At 69.7% G+C, this 16,319-nt stretch carries 16 protein-coding genes; 6 read left to right on the plus strand and 10 right to left on the minus strand.

Annotated elements, in window-relative coordinates; all coding sequences use genetic code 11:
• The first annotated feature begins 35 nt into the window (after positions 1–35).
• Complete coding sequence (fliP, locus tag KL771_RS14030) at positions 36–728, plus strand: flagellar type III secretion system pore protein FliP (RefSeq protein ID WP_261969171.1); 693 nt, start codon at positions 36–38, stop codon at positions 726–728.
• 60 nt (positions 729–788) lie between these two features.
• On the opposite strand, the gene KL771_RS14035 is transcribed toward fliP, so the two are convergent.
• The 5 genes from KL771_RS14035 to KL771_RS14055 all read right to left on the minus strand — a co-directional run bounded on the left by KL771_RS14035 (position 789) and on the right by KL771_RS14055 (position 7,710).
• Positions 789–4,577, minus strand: coding sequence for a hypothetical protein (locus tag KL771_RS14035; RefSeq protein ID WP_261969172.1), 3,789 nt, complete (start codon positions 4,575–4,577; stop codon positions 789–791).
• A gap of 78 nt (positions 4,578–4,655) precedes the next feature.
• Positions 4,656–5,432 carry a MotE family protein gene (locus KL771_RS14040; RefSeq protein WP_261969173.1) on the minus strand — a complete coding sequence of 259 codons (777 nt, stop codon included), beginning with the start codon at positions 5,430–5,432 and terminating at the stop codon, positions 4,656–4,658.
• On the minus strand, positions 5,429–5,956 hold the full coding sequence (locus KL771_RS14045) for a DUF6468 domain-containing protein (protein ID WP_261969174.1): 528 nt from the start codon (positions 5,954–5,956) through the stop codon (positions 5,429–5,431). The genes KL771_RS14040 and KL771_RS14045 overlap by 4 nt, the downstream gene beginning before the upstream one ends.
• Positions 5,953–7,182, minus strand: coding sequence for a flagellar motor switch protein FliM (gene fliM / locus KL771_RS14050; protein WP_261969175.1), 1,230 nt, complete (start codon positions 7,180–7,182; stop codon positions 5,953–5,955). Before fliM ends, KL771_RS14045 begins: the two co-directional genes overlap by 4 nt.
• Before the next feature lie 6 nt (positions 7,183–7,188).
• The gene (locus KL771_RS14055; protein ID WP_261969176.1) at positions 7,189–7,710 is read right to left on the minus strand and encodes a flagellar basal body-associated FliL family protein; all 522 of its coding nucleotides are present in this window, start codon (positions 7,708–7,710) and stop codon (positions 7,189–7,191) included.
• 428 nt (positions 7,711–8,138) lie between these two features.
• Here KL771_RS14055 and flgF point away from each other — a divergent pair, with 428 nt between their 5' ends.
• From flgF to flgH, 4 genes are read left to right on the plus strand one after another with little or no spacing between them, the layout of a single operon-like run.
• A complete protein-coding gene (gene flgF, locus KL771_RS14060) occupies positions 8,139–8,873 on the plus strand; it encodes a flagellar basal-body rod protein FlgF (protein WP_261969177.1) in 735 nt (244 codons plus the stop codon).
• Positions 8,874–8,887: 14 nt separating this feature from the next.
• Positions 8,888–9,673 carry a flagellar basal-body rod protein FlgG gene (flgG, locus tag KL771_RS14065; protein WP_261969178.1) on the plus strand — a complete coding sequence of 262 codons (786 nt, stop codon included), beginning with the start codon at positions 8,888–8,890 and terminating at the stop codon, positions 9,671–9,673.
• Between the two features lie 11 nt (positions 9,674–9,684).
• Entirely contained in the window at positions 9,685–10,671 is a 987-nt protein-coding gene (gene flgA / locus KL771_RS14070) for a flagellar basal body P-ring formation chaperone FlgA (RefSeq protein WP_261969179.1), read from the plus strand.
• The gene (flgH, locus tag KL771_RS14075) at positions 10,668–11,411 is read left to right on the plus strand and encodes a flagellar basal body L-ring protein FlgH (RefSeq protein WP_261969180.1); all 744 of its coding nucleotides are present in this window, start codon (positions 10,668–10,670) and stop codon (positions 11,409–11,411) included. The genes flgA and flgH overlap by 4 nt, the downstream gene beginning before the upstream one ends.
• Positions 11,412–11,713: 302 nt before the next feature.
• Here flgH and KL771_RS14080 read toward each other — a convergent pair whose 3' ends face one another.
• Both KL771_RS14080 and KL771_RS14085 read right to left on the minus strand, forming a co-directional pair.
• A complete protein-coding gene (locus tag KL771_RS14080) occupies positions 11,714–12,100 on the minus strand; it encodes a tautomerase family protein (protein WP_261969181.1) in 387 nt (128 codons plus the stop codon).
• Complete coding sequence (locus KL771_RS14085) at positions 12,100–12,315, minus strand: hypothetical protein (RefSeq protein ID WP_261969182.1); 216 nt, start codon at positions 12,313–12,315, stop codon at positions 12,100–12,102. Before KL771_RS14085 ends, KL771_RS14080 begins: the two co-directional genes overlap by 1 nt.
• 158 nt (positions 12,316–12,473) lie before the next feature.
• Here KL771_RS14085 and KL771_RS14090 point away from each other — a divergent pair, with 158 nt between their 5' ends.
• A complete protein-coding gene (locus KL771_RS14090; RefSeq protein ID WP_261969183.1) occupies positions 12,474–13,376 on the plus strand; it encodes a LysR family transcriptional regulator in 903 nt (300 codons plus the stop codon).
• A 9-nt stretch (positions 13,377–13,385) separates the two neighbouring features.
• Here KL771_RS14090 and KL771_RS14095 read toward each other — a convergent pair whose 3' ends face one another.
• The 3 genes from KL771_RS14095 to KL771_RS14105 are packed head-to-tail and all read right to left on the minus strand — an operon-like array spanning position 13,386 to position 16,084.
• Positions 13,386–14,252 carry an ABC transporter permease gene (locus KL771_RS14095; RefSeq protein WP_261969184.1) on the minus strand — a complete coding sequence of 289 codons (867 nt, stop codon included), beginning with the start codon at positions 14,250–14,252 and terminating at the stop codon, positions 13,386–13,388.
• The gene (locus KL771_RS14100; protein ID WP_261969185.1) at positions 14,245–15,012 is read right to left on the minus strand and encodes an ABC transporter ATP-binding protein; all 768 of its coding nucleotides are present in this window, start codon (positions 15,010–15,012) and stop codon (positions 14,245–14,247) included. The genes KL771_RS14095 and KL771_RS14100 overlap by 8 nt, the downstream gene beginning before the upstream one ends.
• Before the next feature lie 43 nt (positions 15,013–15,055).
• Positions 15,056–16,084 carry an ABC transporter substrate-binding protein gene (locus tag KL771_RS14105; protein ID WP_261969186.1) on the minus strand — a complete coding sequence of 343 codons (1,029 nt, stop codon included), beginning with the start codon at positions 16,082–16,084 and terminating at the stop codon, positions 15,056–15,058.
• Positions 16,085–16,319: the final 235 nt, after the last annotated feature.

A 16,319-nucleotide genomic window follows, 5' to 3' on the forward strand; every position in this document is an offset into this window, starting at 1 on the left:
GGGCGGCAACGTCCGTCCTGGGCGCATTCGTCCTGTTGGTCGCCTTCGCGTCGGGCGCCGCCGCGCAGGACATTTCGATCAATTTCGGCCAGGGCGGCACGGTCACCGAGCGTGCGGTGCAACTGGTCGCGGTGATCACCGTCCTGTCGCTGGCGCCCTCGATCGTCGTCATGGTGACCAGCTTCACCCGCATCGTGGTGGTGCTGTCGGTGCTGCGCTCGGCGATCGGCCTGCAGACCGCACCGCCCAATTCGGTGATGATCAGCCTCGCCCTGTTCCTGTCCGCCTTCGTGATGGGGCCGATCTTCAACCAGGCCTATGACGAGGGCATCAAGCCCTTGACCGAGCAGACGATCGAGCTCGATCAGGCGATCGAGCGGGCAGCGCTGCCGTTCCACGTCTTCATGCGCGAGCATGTGCGGGAGAAGGATCTCGAACTGTTCATCGAACTCGCGCGCGAGCCCCGGCCGGCCAGTGCGGAGGCGATCCCCTACCGGGTGCTGATTCCGGCCTTCATGATCTCGGAACTGCGCCGCGCTTTCGAGATCGGCTTCCTGCTCTACCTGCCCTTCCTGATCATCGACCTGGTCGTTGCCTCGGTGCTGATGTCGATGGGCATGATGATGCTGCCGCCCGTGACCATCTCGCTGCCGTTCAAGCTGATCTTCTTCGTGCTGGTCGACGGCTGGAACCTGATCGCCGGCAGCCTGGTCAAGAGCTTCGGATAGCGGGCGGCGCGCCGGCACGGATCGCCGGCGGCGGCCGGCGGCGCCCCGATCCGGCCGGCCTCAGTGCTTCTTGGCCGGGTCCGGCGCGGGATCGGCCTGGGCGAGCTTCGTGCCCGTGCCGTTGCCGACGGCCGGCTTCCGGGTCTCGGGCCGGGTGATCGAGGCGGTCCGCTCCGGTCCCTTCCGATCCGGCGAATTGGCCGCTGCGGGGCCGGGCGCCGCCGGCGGCTTGCCGGGCTGCGGATCGGCCGGCTTGGTGTCCGCCGGTCCCTTCATATACTGGCTGCGATACTCGTCCAGAAAGCCGCGCATCGTGTCGATGGCGGCGATCTCCTTGGCGATGGCGCGGAATTCGGTGCCCTGGCTCTGGATCGGCGCGGTCACCACGTCGAAGGTCGCTGAGCTCGGGCTGTCCTTCATCCGGTCGGCGAATTTGCTGCGCAGGCGCCCGAGCGCCAGATCGTCGCTGGCAAGCGCGTAGGCGACCGCGGCGCGGATCACGTCCTGACGCTCCTGGTCGTCGAGCGGCGTCGGTTCGTTCCATCGGCCGCCCAGCATGGTCTCCAGCCGTTCCCCGGCCTCGTGCCAGCGCTTGGCGCGCCACATGATGTCGGCGCGCAGGCGATCGACATCCGCCCCGCCGAGCGCGGACAACAGTTCGAGCGCCACATCGGCGCGGCCGGTCTCCGACAGGGCGCGGGCCTCGACCACGCGCCGCTGCCGCTCGACCGAGACCGGAAGCTGCGACTGCCGGGTCTTGTTGAGCACCGCCAGCGCCTTGTCGGGCTTGCGGTCGATCAGGTGGATCATGGCGAGATCGGCGGCGATCTGCGCCTTGGCGGCCCCGCGCAGGCGCTGGTCGATCTGGTAGGCGAGCAGTTCGGAGGCCTGGTCGAGCAGGTCGACGCCGACCAGGCGGTCGGCCAGCCGGCGCACGATCTCGTCGCCGAGCCGGCCGACCGGGGTCAGTTCGCGGAAATCGTAGTAGAGCGCCAGCGCCTCGACGGGCTTCAGCCGGTCGGCATTGCCGTCGAGATAGAGCGAGACGAATTCCCGCCCCATGTCGTCCTGCAGCAGCTTGGCGGTCTCCGACTGCGGGGCAACCTGCAGCGCGTTGCGCATGTTCTGGAAGGCCTCGCGATAGAGGCCGTGCTGCGCCTGCAGTTGCGCCATGAAGCGCAGCGATTTCAGCTCGATCTCGTCGCCGCGCCAGCCGAAGACCAGCGATTTCAGCCGCTCGATCGCCTCGGCCGCCTCGATCTTCTGGTCGCGGACCAGGACGCGCAGCCGGCGATATTCGGCCTCGGCCGCAGCCTTTCGATCGGCCGAGGCGGCGAGACGGTCGAGGCGCTCCATGGCGTCCTCGGGCCGGCCGGCGGCATCGGCGATGCGGGCCTGCAACATTTCGTAGCGCGCCCTGAGATCGGGGGCGATTTCCTCCGGCAGGATCTCGGCGAGCCGGGATTGCGCGGCGCGGAAATCGTTCAGTTCGACCGCGGCCTCCGCACCGGCCAGCACATAGGCGGCCTGGATGTCGATCGGATAGCCGCCGACCGCGCCGGCCCCCTTCTGGGCCGCGTCGCGCGCCTCGTCCCACTTCTGCTCGGAAGCGGCCGCGATCGTGCGCCACAGGGCGGCGTCGGGATTGTCAGCGACTTCGGTGCGCGAGAGCGCCCGCAGCGCCGGCGCTGTGCGCCCCGCCATGGTCTGGGCGGCGCCGAACAGAACGATGAAGCCGGGATCGCGCTCGATGCCGGGCTCGTCGGCGGCAAGCAGGCGCAGGATGCCGAGAGCCTCCGGCGCGAAGCGATGCGCGACGTAGAATTCGGCCAGCTGAAAGCGCAGCGGCGCCTTCTGCTGCTCGCCGGCCTCCGCGATCTGATCGATCAGGCCGCGCACCCGCTCGGTGAACTCGGCCGGGTCCTTGACTGCGAAGGTCGACGGATCGACCACCCGCCGCGCCGCCTTGCGCACCGGCTTCGGCAGTTCGTAGGACGGCGATCCGAGCGCACCGGTCGAGAGGGTCAGGCCGCGCTCGCGGGTCATGACCACGGAGTCGAACTCGATGCCGACCTTCAGGTCGTCGGTGCGCGGCACCACCGCCACGCCGTGGGCGGAGGCGAGCGTCTCCATTTCCGGGAAGCTGTAGGGCTTCAGGAGACCGCGCGGCGGGCCGAAGGCGGTGACGACGTAGAACATGTCGCCGGTCGAGGCGTCGTTGATCTCGTGCACGCTGCCGGCGTCGGATAGCGGAACCCGGATCAGCCCCTGCCCCTCCGAGCGGAACTCGCGCTTCAGGACGAGCGGACGGGCCGGTTCGAGCACCATCTCGCCGATCGACAGGATCCAGGAATTGCCGTCGAGACCGAGCGTGGTCAGCATCGGCTCGGTCAGCCGGATGCGCAGCACCTGGCCGCGTTCCGTCCGGTTCACGGACACGTCCGCGGCGGTGGTGCCGAGAACGGCCGCGATGGCGCGCAGGTCCATGGAGAGCTGCGTGTCGAACACGATCCAGAGATTGTCGCCGCGCTTGACCGCGGCGCTGGCGACCTTGCCGGGAAACGGAAAGGCGACCCGCACCACGCTGCCGATCCGCTTGGCTTCGACGCGGACGATCTTGACCGTGTTGGAGCGCCCCGAGCGGACCTCCGGGCGGGCCTCGCCGCTGGCGCCCGGATCGTCGCCGGCCTCCTCGTCGGCCATCGGAGCCGCAGCCGCCTTCTCGACCGCGGCGGCCGGCTTGGGCGGGGGCGCCGGATCGGGTTCGGGCGGCAGATCGATCAGGCTGGTCTTCACGGCCGGATCCGTGCCCGGAGCGGCAGCTGGCGGCCGCGCAGTGCCGGCCGCAGACGCGCCGGCCGGCTTGGCTTCGGGAGCCGTCCCGGGCTTGCCGGCCACCGGCGCCTTGCCGGCTTCGGGCGTCTTGCCGGCTTCGGGCGGGCGCGCCGTCCCCGGCGCGTTGACGACCGTGCGCTGCTTGTCCGCTTCCGGGTCGAGCACCTTGCGGATCGCGGCCTCGGCCGGATTGACGGCCTTCGCCGCATGCGAGAGGTCGACCACATAGGTCTGCTCCTCGCGGAAGGCCCGCACGTCGGCCTCCGGCGCGATGGTCATCACGACCCTCAGCTTCTCGCCGTCCGGTTCGGCGCGGATCTCGCGCAAAGTCGGCGGCGGATCGGAAATCACCGGCGCGAAGTCGATCTCGGCCAGCCGGTTGAAGGTCAGCGTGACCTTGTCGGCATCGCGCGCCATCTGGGTGTCGAAGGGGACGTTCCAGCCGAACGAGAAACGCGTGAAGGTCGGGTTGCGGCCGACGCGGAAATCGAGCTTGGCCAGGACCTTGACGCCGAAGCGTTGCTTCTCGGCCTCGCGCTGGGCCTTGAGCGCCGTCTCGGCGCGCTTGGCCAGTTCGAGGACCACGCTTTCCGGAAGCGTCGGCGGCGGGCCGGCCCAGGTCGCCGGCAGCAGGTCGACGAACAGGCGCTCGCCGGCCTCCATGGTGTTGATGCGAACCTGGCGGGTCAGCCCGAGGCGGATCGCCTGGCCGTCGGGATCGCGCCGGGCGATGGTGACATAGGGGGCGAGCTGGGTCGGCAGCCGCTCCACCTCCATCTGCACCGGCTCGGCGAACTGGATCACCAGGACGCCGTTGTTCACACGGCTGGTGAATTGCGGCAGCAATGCGCGGTCTTTGAAGGTGATGACGATGCGGCCGAACCCCTTCTCCAGGGTGGCGGCGATCTCCGCCTTGGCCCCGGCCGCGGCGGCCGGAGCGAGACCGGCCAGCATGAAGCCGGCGAGCAACAGGACGAGACGGCCGAGGACCGACCAGGAGGGGGACGCAGACACGGGAACCCATCGGCGAGAACAGCACCGTCTCCGACGGTAGTCCTGCGCGATGAAGGGATGTTTAAGTCGATCTCCGACTCAGCCGCCCTTGCCTTCGATTTTAGGCAAATCCCGGACCGGCGACGGCCCCGGATCGCGGCCCTTGCGGTTGGCGAGTTCCACCGTCAGCTTCTCGGCCGCGTCGGGGCTCATCTTGGAGACCACGTCGCCGAGCTTCTTCGGATTCATCTGGCGGGCGATATCGACGAGCAGTTTGGTGTCGAGACGGTCGAAGACGCGCGCGGCGTCCTTGGCCTTCATGGACTCGTACATCTTGACCAGATCGGTGATCTCCTTGCCCTTCTCGTCCTCCTTGGCGGCGGCGCCGGCACCGACCTTCTCCTCGATGGTCTTCAGATCGTCGATCCGCTTCTCGATCTTGCCCTCGGTTGCCTTGAGCAGGTTCTCGCGCGCCTCGAGTTCGCGCTCGCGCTGTTCCAGGAGCTTCCGCCGCTCGGCGAGCTTCTCCAGGATGGTGATTTCGGACAGGAGTTCGCTGCCGCCGATGGGCTTGGCCTCGGGCGGCCGTTCGGTGGTGATCTCGACGCGCGAGCGCGCGGTTTCGGCCGCCTTGGAGAGCGGCGTCTGCAGTTCCGGCGGACCGTCGCCCCCGCCATGTCCACCTCCCGAGCCCGATCCCGTGATGATCGGGTCCGGCGTCACGTCCTTGAACAGTTCCGCCGCACTGGGCAGGTTCCGGGACGCCGGCGGCTTCGCCGGCTGCGGACCGCCGGCGCTGGCGAGGTGGATCCCCTTCAGCGCCAGCAGGACCGCGGCGGCGAAGACCACCAGGGGGATGAGGCGGGGCTGGTTCATGCCGCCCGACCGTCCATGTCGCGGCGCAGGCTCGCGAGCCGTTCGGCCGACTGGGCGAACTTGGCCTTCAGTTCCGACATGCGCGGACGCGCGGCGGCGGCATCGGCAGCCGACGGCGGTGCCACGTCGGGCGCCTGCGCCTCCGGCATGGCCGACCCGCCGGTAGGCGGCGCGGGCTCGGCGGCGGCAGTCGCGCGCGCGGTGCGGGTGATCTGCATGATGCGCTCGAGCACCTGGCTGCCCTCGCCGATCTCGCGCGCGATCTCGACCGAGAAATACTCGGCCTCGCGCACGCGCTTGGCGAGCGTGCGGTCGCATTCGGTCGCCGCCTCGCGCAGGCCTCCGATCGCCCGCTCGGCGACTTCGGTGACCCGCACCAGTTCGCCGATGGTCGCCCTGAGCTGCGTCTCGTCCGCCCGCAGCCGCTTGAGGCGGGTGTTGAGCAGAACGCAGTAGCCGATCGTGATCGTCAGCAGAACGGCGACCACGACTTCGATGGCGATACTGATCCAGCTGCCGGTCATGATGGCTGCATGTCCTTCTGCGAGGCGGCCTTCTCGAAGGCGGCCAGGGTCATTTTGGGGCGTTTCAGATTGCGCGCGACGCGCACGGAGATGTTCTCGCCGACCCGGCCCATCTGGCCTTCGGTCAGGACGACGCCGCCGCAGGTGATGGTGACCGGGTCCTGCGGTCCCACGTCGAAGACCAGCGTCTGGCCGACCTCGAGATCGAGCACCTGCCGAAGCGGCAGGTCGCGCTCGAACAGCACGGCGTCGACGGCGATGTCGGCGGAATAGATCTCGGTGGCGAGATGGCCTTCCCAGATCGGATCGCGGCCGAACTTCTCGCCCATGAACATCTGGAGCAGAAGCTCGCGGATCGGCTCCAGGGTGGCGTAGGGGATCAGCACCTCGATCTTGCCGCCCCGGTCCTCCATGTCGATCCGGAACTCGGCCAGGATCGCCGCATTGGCCGGCCGCGAAACGGCCGCGAAACGCGGGTTGGTCTCCAGTCGCTCCAGGTTGAAGCGCACCGGCGACAGCGGCGCGAACGCGGCCTCGGCATCCGTCAGCACGATCTCGATCATGCGCCGGACCAGATTGGTCTCGATCGTCGTATAGGGCCGCCCCTCGATCCGGATCGGCGTCGTGCCGCGCCCGCCGCCGAGGAGCACGTCGATGATCGAATAGATCAGGCTGGAATCGACCGTCACCAGGCCGAAATTGTCCCATTCCTCGGCCTTGAACACGCCCAGGATGGCCGGCAGCGGGATCGAGTTCAGGTAGTCGCCGAAGCGCACCGAGGTGATGCTGTCGAGCGAGACTTCGACATTGTCGGAGGTGAAGTTGCGCAGCGACGTCGTGGTCAGCCGGACCAGCCGGTCGAACACGATTTCGAGCATCGGCAGACGCTCGTAGGAGACCATCGCCGAGTTGATCAGCGCGCGGATGCCCGACTGGTCGCCCGCGATCTGGCCGTCCAGGTTGAAGCCGAGGAGGTTGTCGATCTCCTCCTGGTTCAGGATGCGGTCGCCGCCGCGGGTCGCCTGGTCGAGGTCGGCGTCGCCGTCGTCGAGCAGTGCGCCCCAATGGGCGGCCATGTCGTCGGCACCCTCGACGCCCTGCTCGGCGAGCGCGGCGCCCCATTCGGCCGCGAGATCGTCGCCGCCGTCCTCGCCCTTCTGCTCGGCGAGCGCCGCCCCCCAGGCAGCGTCGATATCGTCGAGATCGTCGTCTTCCGGTCCCGCCATGGCGCCCTACTGGATGATGATTTCCTTGAACAGGACGGCGTCGATCTTGGACGGATAGATCGCCACGTTGACGCGCTTGGCGAGTTCCTCCTTGACGCGGAAGAGCCCGGCCGAGCCGTCGAGATCGGAAGTCCTGAGTTCGCGCAAATAGACCTGGAAGGCGTCGAGCACGCGCGGCAGCACCGGCTGGATCTTGCCGGCGACCGTCTTGTCGGTGACCTCCAGCGCGATCCGGACCTTGAGATAGGTGGCGCGCTGGTCGACCGTCGAGAGATTGACGGTCATCTCCGGCAGCTCGACGAACATCACATCCTTCTGCGGCGCGCCATGGCCGCCGGCGTCGCCGTGGGCGCCGCCGCCGCCCTTGCCGCCGAACATCCCCATGAAATAGGCGCCGGCCCCGCCGCCGCCGACGAGCACCACCGCGCCGACCGCCCCGATCAGCATCATTTTCTTCTTCTTGGCCTTGGCGGCATCGGCGTCGGCGGGCTTCTCCGCCTCGTCCTTCGGCGTCGGCTTCTTGGCCATCAGGGCTCCTCGGGACGTGCCCGCCCGGCATCCGAATGGACGCCGGTCGGCCACACCCCACCGTTGCGTGTCGGGCCGCCCGCGCATCGGCCCAAAACCGGCACGCATGCGGCTCTATGGGCGGGAATGCCCATCGATCCTGCACCGTCAACTCTTGCTTAGGAATGGTTAACGGGTCGTAAAGATTAACGGTTTGGCAAGAGATCCCCGCGCGCTGCGCCGCCCGCCCGCGCCCGCGCGCGAGGCTGGCCTCAGCGGCAAACTCTTCTCGGTCGACCGGGCGCGGCCCGGCAGAAACTGCCCGCAGCCTGGCGGCATGATATCAACTCTCTGATTTCATTGAATTCTGTGCCTGGCACGGTCTTCGCATTAACCATGTCGACCGTCCAGGCTGGGGAGCCGGGGAGCGGTCGCCGGGGAAGACCGAAATGGAAAATGCGCAGCTCGTCGGGCTGGCGCGTCAGGCCACGCTGCGACGGCAGCTCGATCTGATCGCCAACAACATCGCCAACGTCAACACCAACGGCTTCAAGGCGCAGACCCTACTGCTGGAAGAAACCCGGCAGCCCCAGGCGAGCGCCGACAGCTTCCTGACGCCCGACAGGCCGATCAGTTTCGTCATCGACGATGCCAATCTCTACGACTTCCAGCCCGGCCAGATGATGCAGACCGGCAATCCGACCGACCTGGCCCTCGACGGCAAGGGCTGGTTCGTCATCCAGACCGCCCAGGGCGAACGCTTCACCCGCAACGGGTCCTTCGCCATCAACAACGAGGGCCGGCTTGTCACCCGTGACGGCGACACCGTGCTGACCGACGCCGGGCCGCTGACGCTCGCTCCGAACGAGCAGACCCCGACGATCGCCGCCGACGGCACCATCTCCACCAACCAGGGCGTGCGCGGCAAGCTGCGCGTGGTCGACTTCGCCAATCCGGGCGAGCTCAAGAAGATCGGCGAGACGCTGTTCGAGGGCCAGAATCCGCAGCCGGCGACGCTGCCGCGCGTCGTCCAGGGACAGATCGAGAAGTCCAACGTCCGCGCGGTCGTCGAACTGACACGGATGATCGCGGTCGGGCGCGCCTACGAGTCGGTCGCGAAGTGGATGCAGGACGCCAACGACCTGCGCCGCAACGCGATCGAAAAGCTCGCCACGGTCAACTGAGGAGGGTCCGACCCATGAAGGCTCTCCATATCGCAGCCTCCGGCATGATGGCGCAGGAGCTCAACGTCGAGCTCATCTCGAACAATATCGCCAACATGCGCACGACCGGCTTCAAGCGCCAGCGAGCCGACTTCCAGGATCTGCTCTACCAGAACCTGCGCCAGGTCGGCTCGCAGGCCTCCGACGCCGGCAACGTGCTACCGACCGGCGTGCAGATCGGCTCGGGCGTACGCACCGCCGCCACCCCGCGCATCATGTCCCAAGGCACGGTGGAATCGACCGAGAAGGAACTCGACATCGCCATTCGGGGCGAGGGCTTCTTCCGCATCCTGCTGCCGGACGGCCGCACCGCCTATACCCGCGACGGCTCCTTCGAGCGCGACGCGACCGGCCAGATCGTCACCGCCAACGGCTACGCGCTCGATCCGGCGATCACGGTCCCGGTCAATGCCACCGGCCTGACCATCAGCCCGCAGGGCGCGGTTTCCGCAGTCGTCGGCACCGCCACCACCGCGACGGTGCTCGGCCAGATCCAGATCGCCCGCTTCGTCAACAAGACCGGCCTCGAAGCGATCGGCGACAACCTCTACCTGGAGACCGCCTCCTCCGGTGCCGCCCAGCTCGCCAATCCGGGCGACGAGGCCTACGGGCAGCTGCTCCAGAACCATCTCGAAATCGCCAACGTCAATCCGGTCTCGGAGATCTCCGACCTGATCGCCGCGCAGCGCGCCTACGAGATGAATTCGCGCGTCATCCGAGCCGCCGACGAGATGATGTCGGCCACCATCCAGTTCAAGTGACAGGCTGAGCCATGACCGCCCGCCCCGCCTTCCTCAAGTCCCGCGCCGCGGCCGCACTTGCGCTCGCCCTCCTGGCGACCGGCGCCGACGCCCGGCCCGTGCTGCGCGCGAGCGTCACGGTCGGCGCCGACCTCGTCACCATCGGCGATTTCTTCGACGATGCCGGCGCACTGGCCGACCGTGCCATCTTCCGGGCCCCCGACCTCGGCACCACCGGCACCGTGCCGGCCTGGCGGGTCATCGCGGAGGCGCGCGCGGCCGGCCTTGCCGACGCCACCGAGGGCAATCTGGTCGAGATCTCGGTCACCCGCAGCGCGCGCGAGATCGGTGCCGGCGAGATCCAGCGCCTGGTCGGCGCGGCGGTCGCCCGGCAGATGAACATTGCCGGTGCCGACAGTCTCCAGATCACCTTCGACGCCCCGCTCGAACCGCGGCTCGCCGACGAGCGCTCGGCAACCCCGATCCGCGTCGCCAGCGTCAGCCTGCTGCCCGGACAGGACCGGTTCGAAGCCCTGCTGCTGCTCGACCGCGGCGGCAGCCAGGACCGCATCCGGCTGCGCGGCGCCGCCGTCGAGGTCGTCGACATCCTGACGCTCGCCCGGCCGGTCGTGCGCGGCGAGGTCGTAACCGCCGACGATCTCGTCGTCGACCGGGTCCCGAAACGACAGGCCGGTGCGGTCAGGCCGATCGCCGCTGAGGAGATCGCCGGCCTCGCCGCCCGCCGCACGCTCAGGGCCGGCCAGCCGGTCGTCGTCTCCGACTTCACCAAACCGGTCCTCGTCCAGCGCGGCGAGACCGTCGCGATCGTGTTCGAGAGCCCGGGCCTGATCCTGACCGCACGCGGCCAGGCACTGGAGCCCGGAGCCCTCGGCCAGACCGTCAGCGTACTCAATCAGCAGTCCAAGCGCAGCGTGATCGGCGTCGTCACCGGACAGGGCCGGGTCACCATCGGCGGCCGCACGCCGGTCGCCAGTCTCGCCGGAGGTCCCAAGCCGTGAACACCACCCCGCTCGCCATCCTGCTCCTCGGCACGACGCTGCTGGCCGGCTGCTCGACCGTCGACCGGCTCGCCAATGTCGGCGAACAGCCGAAGCTCAGCGCAATCAAGGATCCGACCGCGGCGACCGGATATAAGCCGGTCAGCATGCCGATGCCGGAGCCGCAGGTCGCCGCCTATGCGCCGAATTCGCTCTGGCGCTCCGGCTCGCGCGCCTTCTTCAAGGACCAGCGCGCCGCCCGCGTCGGCGACATCCTGACCGTCAAGGTGACCATCGGCGACAAGGCCGAGATCGACAACGAGACCAAGCGCTCGCGCACCCACAGCGAGAATGTGGGTCTCACCGGCCTGCCGGCGGACGCGATCCAGAAGGTCATTCCGAGCAACAGCACGACCACGCCCGCCGCCCTGGTCGGCGACACGTCGAGTTCCGCCTCCGACGGCAAGGGCTCGGTCAACCGCTCCGAGACGCTGGCGACCAATGTCGCCACCGTCGTCACCCAGGTCCTGCCGAACGGCAACATGGTCATCGAGGGCAAGCAGGAGGTGCGGGTCAATTTCGAGGTGCGCGAGCTGATCGTGGCCGGGATCATCCGGCCGGAGGATATCGCCGCCGACAACACGATCGATTCCACCAAGATCGCCGAGGCCCGCATCGCCTATGGCGGCCGCGGCCAGATCACCGACGTGCAGCAGCCGCGCCTCGGCAACCAGGTCATGGACATCCTGCTGCCCTTCTGACGCCCCCGGCTCCCGTCCGGTGCCGCCCGTCCCGACGCGGCGCCGGCGCCCGCCTCAAGCACCCCGCCCCGCCCGTCCCTGCCCTAACATCCCTGCCCGACCGTCCATCTCCCAACGCCCCTCCCCGAACGCGCCGGATCCCCCCGGGACTCCCCACCCGGCCGGCGTATCGACGAGGCGCGGGTCCGCCCCGGGACCCGCGCCTCCCACCCTTCTCGACTTCGAAACCGGGATCGGACCGCCCGGCCGGTGGTCGCCGCCGGGCATCAGCCCGGTGCCGGGACAAATTCCGGTGCCGGGCCTCAGCCCGGTGCGTACTGCGCGAGGCCGTCGCCGAAAGACCAGTCGGCGAGACCGTTCTCGGTCAGGACCACCATCACGTCCTGCGGCCTGAGGCCGGCGCGCTCCGCTGCGCCGTCGGCAATGGCGCGGTAGAGCGCGCGCTTCTGGTCGTCGGTCCGGCCGCGCCGGAACGTGATGGCGACGATCGCGGCCTCCGCGCTGCGTTCGACACCGAGAAAGGTCGGGTCGATATCGAGGCCGCCGGCCGCGTGGCGGGCGACGACATGGAAGCGGTCGGCCTCCGGCACGCCGGCTTTGGCGACCAGGGCCCGGTGGACCGCGTCGGCCAGTCCCCGTACGCGCTCGGCGGCGAGTGCGGCCGGCGCATCGATTCGGACGAGCGGCATCAGAGCCTCCCGGCGTTGAGTGAAATCTCGAAGCCCCGGTCGCGCGGCGGACGCTGCCGGCGCGACGGCCGCGGGCTGGAGAGCCGCCGCAGGAGATTGCCGAGCGCAGCGCCAAGTGCCGCCGCCCGCTCGGCTTCCGCCTGACGCCGCAGCCGCGGATAGTCGGCCGGGGTTGCCGCCGACGGATCGAAGGCCGTGTGAAGAGCATCGTGCATGATTTCCTCCGCATCCGTTGGCGCCGTGGCGCGCGACCCGACGCCCGGACCACACCGGATGTGCGATCTCGCCGGCGCCGGCCGGAATGCGAGGATGCTATTCGATCCGGTTCGCCGTATAATCCGCGATCCGACGCCATCTCTCATGACAGAACTTCATGAATAAAGGCACGCCGACCGACGAACTGGCCACCTTCGTGCGGGTGATCGACCTCGGCAGTTTCGCCGCGGCGGCGGCCGATCGCGGGCTGACCGCCTCGGCGGTTTCCAAGATCGTGTCGCGGCTGGAGGACCGGCTCGGCGTGCGCCTGATCGAGCGCACCACGCGCCGGCTAGCGCTGACGCCGGAGGGCGAGACCCTGCTGGCGCGCGGCCGCGATATCGTCGCGGCGGTCGCTTCCGCCGAAGCCGAGGTGATGGCGGCGCGCGGCCGGCCGCGCGGCCTCGTCCGGGTGACCACCGGCACGGCCTTCGCCAAGCACCGGCTGGTCCCGCTGCTCCCCGATTTCCATGCACTCTATCCGGAGATCGCGCTCGAGCTCGCCGTCGCCGACCGTCGGGTCGACATCATCGGCGAGCAGATCGATGTCGCCATCCGCACCGGCCCGCTCGGCGATTCCAGCCTGATCGCCCGCACGCTGGCGACCTCGACCCGCGTGGTCTGCGCCGTGCCGGCCTATCTCGCCCGACACGGCGCGCCCGTGGTGCCGGCCGATCTCGCCGCCCATGTCTGCCTGCGACTGACCGGCTATGCCCGGCTGGCGGAATGGCCGATGCGCATCGACGGGCGCGTCGTGCCGCTGAAGGTCTCCGGCGCGCTGACCTGCGACAGCGCCGACGTGCTGCGCGACATGGTGCTCGCCGGCCTCGGCATCGCGCGGCTGGCCGCCTTCATGATCGAGGACGATCTCGCCGCCGGCCGGCTGGTGCCGCTGCTCGCAGACCACCATGTCTCCGAGCCCGTGCCGATCACCGCCCTGATGCCCCCCGGCCGGCAATCCCTGCCGCGGGTGCGGGCGCTGGTCGATTTCGTGGCCGCCCGGCTCGCCGCGCGCGATTGAGGCTGAGGGTCAGGCCCGCCAGCGCAGGACCCGCTTCTCGATCGCTCCGATCCCCTTCGACACGGTCAGCCCCATGGCGGACAGGACCAGGACGCCGGCGACGAGCTGGTCGGTCGCCATCAGGTTGCCGGCCGACAACACCAGCGCGCCGATGCCGTAGCGCGCGCCGATCATCTCGGCCGCGGTCAGCAGGATGATGCCGATCGAGGCGGAGATGCGCGCGCCGGAGAGGAGCGCCGGCATGGCGCCGGGCAGCACGATCTTCAGCACGATGGCGCGGGTCGGCATGCCGAAGCTCTGCGCCATGCGGACGAGGTTGCGGTCGACCCCGTCGACGCCGCCGAAGGCCGCGATGGCCATCGGCGAGAAGACCCCGAAGGCGATGGTGGCGACCTTGGACACCTCGCCGATGCCGAGCCACAGGATGAACAGCGGCAGGAGCGCGATCTTCGGCACCGGGAACATGGCCGAGACCATCGGCAGCGCCGTGGAACGGGCGAGCGACGACAGTCCGATGGCGAAGCCGACCACCGTGCCGGCCGCCGCGCCGATCACCCAGCCGAGGCCGAGCCGCCAGAGCGAGGCGGCCAGATGCTGCCAGAGCAGGCCCGAGGTCGCGAGATCGAGGAAGGCCCGGCCGACCTCTTCGGGCTTCGGCAGCGCCAGCGGGCTGATCCAGCCGAAATGCGTCGCCGCCCACCACAGGCCGAGCAGGCCGAGAAAGGTTGCGGGCGAACCGAAACGCAGGCTGCGCGGCGCGAAGCCGCCGCCGCGGAACGGCACCGGCCGGATCGGTGCGCCGGACGGGGATGCGGAGGCCGGCGCGCGCGCCGGATCGGCCGCGGCATCGGAGGGCAGCGCGGCCGGCTCAGCCATGGACCATCTCCCGGTCGGCCGCCGCCGCCTCGCCGCGCACCAGCTCCCAAATCTGTTCGCGCGCCGCGCCCAGTGCCGGCGAACCCTCGCGGCGCCGGTCGAGCGGCTCGGCGATCTCGACCACGGCACGGATGCGACCCGGGCGGCGCGACAGCACCACCACCCGGTGCCCGAGCCGCACGGCCTCGGCGACATTGTGGGTGACGTAGACGGCGGTGAAGCGGGTCTCGGTCCACAGTCGGACCAGATCCTCGATCAGCAGGTCGCGCGTCTGGGCGTCGAGCGCGGACAGCGGCTCGTCCATCAGGAGCACGGCCGGCTCGACCGCGAAGGCGCGCGCGATCGCGGTGCGCTGCTTCATGCCGCCGGACAGCTGGCGGGGATAGGCCGATGCGAAATCGGACAATCCGACCCGCGCCAGGGCCTCGGCGACCCGCCGCGCGCGCTCGGCCGCGCCGAGCCGGTGATGTTCGAGCGGCAGCGCAACGTTGCCGGCGACCGTGCGCCAGGGCACCAGCGCGAAATCCTGGAACACGTAGGTGAGCGGATTGAGCGAGGCGGCCGGCGGCGCGCCGCGCATCTCGACGCGCCCGGTCACGGGCCGCTCGAGCCCGCCGAGCATCCTCAGCAGGGTCGACTTCCCGCAGCCGGACGGCCCGAGCAGGGCGACGATCTCGCCGCTCGCGACCGTCAGCGAGATGTCGTCGAGCACGGTCAGGCCGTCATAGGCATGGCCGAGGCCGGTCGCGATCAGGTCCATCGATCCGCCAGCCCCGTGCCCTTGCGTCCCGGCCGGGTCCGCATCACTTGGCGAAGGAGATGTCGACGAAGCTCTTCGCGTCCACGTCGGCACCGACCAGCTTCTCGGCCTTCATCCAGGCGACCTGACGCTCCAGATCGGCGAGATCGACCCGCGCCCGGTCGTCGACGGCGACCGCGGCGGCGAAGACCTTCGGGGCCGCGGTCTCGGCCGCTTCCGACGGATAGACATGCTTGGCGACCAGCGCCGCGGTCGCCTTGGCGGCATCGTCGAAGATGCGCTCGCCGGCGCCGTCGACACGCATGAAGGCGGCCGCATAGTCGGCCATGCCCTTCTGGTAGGCGCGCACGAAGCGCTCGGTCAGGTCGCGATTGCCGGTCGCCACCTTGCTGGCGACGAACAGCGCGCCGAACTGGTACTGGGCGAGATCGGAGAACCAGCCGATCAGCTTGGCCTCGCCGCGATCGATCATGCCGCGGGCGAGATGCGGGGCGATCAGGGCGCCGTCGACCTGGTTGGACTTCACCGCCGCCATCATGTTGGGCAGGGTCTGCAGCGGCTTCATCTCGACCTTGGCGAGATCGAAGCCCTTGGCGGCCGCGATCTGGCCCATCTGGTAGTGGAACGAGGAGCCGACCTGGGTGATCGCGATCGCGGTGCCGGGCAGCTTCTCGAAGGCGTTGAAGCCTTTCGCATAGGCCTCGTTGGAGGCGATCAGGGCGTTGCCCTTGACGCCCTTCTTCTCCATACCCTGCGAGGCGACGACCTTGAGCGCCCCCTTGGCAGCGAGATTGAAGGTGCCGGCGGTCAGCGCGGTCAGCCCGAACTGGAGATCGCCCGACGCGATGGCGACGGCGATCGGCTGGGCGGCCTCGAAGAACTGCAGGTCGAGATCGATGCCCTCGGCGGCGAAATAGCCGCGCTCCTTGGCGATGAACAGGCCGCCCGAGGACACGAAGCGCAGCACGCCGACCACAACCTTGTCGGCAGCCGCGGCCCGCCCGGGCAGCATCATGGCGGCGAGCCCTGCGGCTCCAAGTCCTGCGAAGCCGCGCCGCGAAATCCCGCCCATGTCTGCCTCCCGCACGATGTTCGTTCTTGATTTCGGCCGACGGCCGAAATGCCGGCCGGGCCGCAAATTGTCTCGGCGCCGCCGCCCGGGCTGACCCGCCTCGTCTGGACGGACCCGTCCCGCCATGGCGGCGACGTTGCCTTCGACCGGCGACGGCCGCAGGCTCCACCCGCCCGCACGATGCCGTCCCGCCGGGTGGTCCGGCATCGGCAGTCTAGCGCAGGCCGACCGTCGG

Source organism: Prosthecodimorpha staleyi (genome assembly GCF_018729455.1).
GTDB classification, from domain to species: Bacteria; Pseudomonadota; Alphaproteobacteria; order Rhizobiales; family Ancalomicrobiaceae; genus Prosthecodimorpha; species Prosthecodimorpha staleyi.

Excerpts from the sequence above, each read along its gene's own strand:
- KL771_RS14080 (WP_261969181.1), bottom strand. The coding sequence starts at position 12,100 with ATGCCGCTCGTCCGAATCGATGCGCCGGCCGCACTCGCCGCCGAGCGC.
- KL771_RS14100 (WP_261969185.1), bottom strand. The coding sequence starts at position 15,012 with ATGGACCTGATCGCGACCGGCCTCGGCCATGCCTATGACGGCCTGACC.
- KL771_RS14055 (WP_261969176.1), bottom strand. The coding sequence starts at position 7,710 with ATGGCCAAGAAGCCGACGCCGAAGGACGAGGCGGAGAAGCCCGCCGAC.
- KL771_RS14040 (WP_261969173.1), bottom strand. The coding sequence starts at position 5,432 with ATGAACCAGCCCCGCCTCATCCCCCTGGTGGTCTTCGCCGCCGCGGTC.
- fliM (WP_261969175.1), bottom strand. The coding sequence starts at position 7,182 with ATGGCGGGACCGGAAGACGACGATCTCGACGATATCGACGCTGCCTGG.
- flgA (WP_261969179.1), top strand. The coding sequence starts at position 9,685 with ATGACCGCCCGCCCCGCCTTCCTCAAGTCCCGCGCCGCGGCCGCACTT.
- KL771_RS14045 (WP_261969174.1), bottom strand. The coding sequence starts at position 5,956 with ATGACCGGCAGCTGGATCAGTATCGCCATCGAAGTCGTGGTCGCCGTT.
- KL771_RS14105 (WP_261969186.1), bottom strand. The coding sequence starts at position 16,084 with ATGGGCGGGATTTCGCGGCGCGGCTTCGCAGGACTTGGAGCCGCAGGG.
- KL771_RS14095 (WP_261969184.1), bottom strand. The coding sequence starts at position 14,252 with ATGGCTGAGCCGGCCGCGCTGCCCTCCGATGCCGCGGCCGATCCGGCG.
- flgG (WP_261969178.1), top strand. The coding sequence starts at position 8,888 with ATGAAGGCTCTCCATATCGCAGCCTCCGGCATGATGGCGCAGGAGCTC.
- KL771_RS14085 (WP_261969182.1), bottom strand. The coding sequence starts at position 12,315 with ATGCACGATGCTCTTCACACGGCCTTCGATCCGTCGGCGGCAACCCCG.
- KL771_RS14090 (WP_261969183.1), top strand. The coding sequence starts at position 12,474 with ATGAATAAAGGCACGCCGACCGACGAACTGGCCACCTTCGTGCGGGTG.
- flgF (WP_261969177.1), top strand. The coding sequence starts at position 8,139 with ATGGAAAATGCGCAGCTCGTCGGGCTGGCGCGTCAGGCCACGCTGCGA.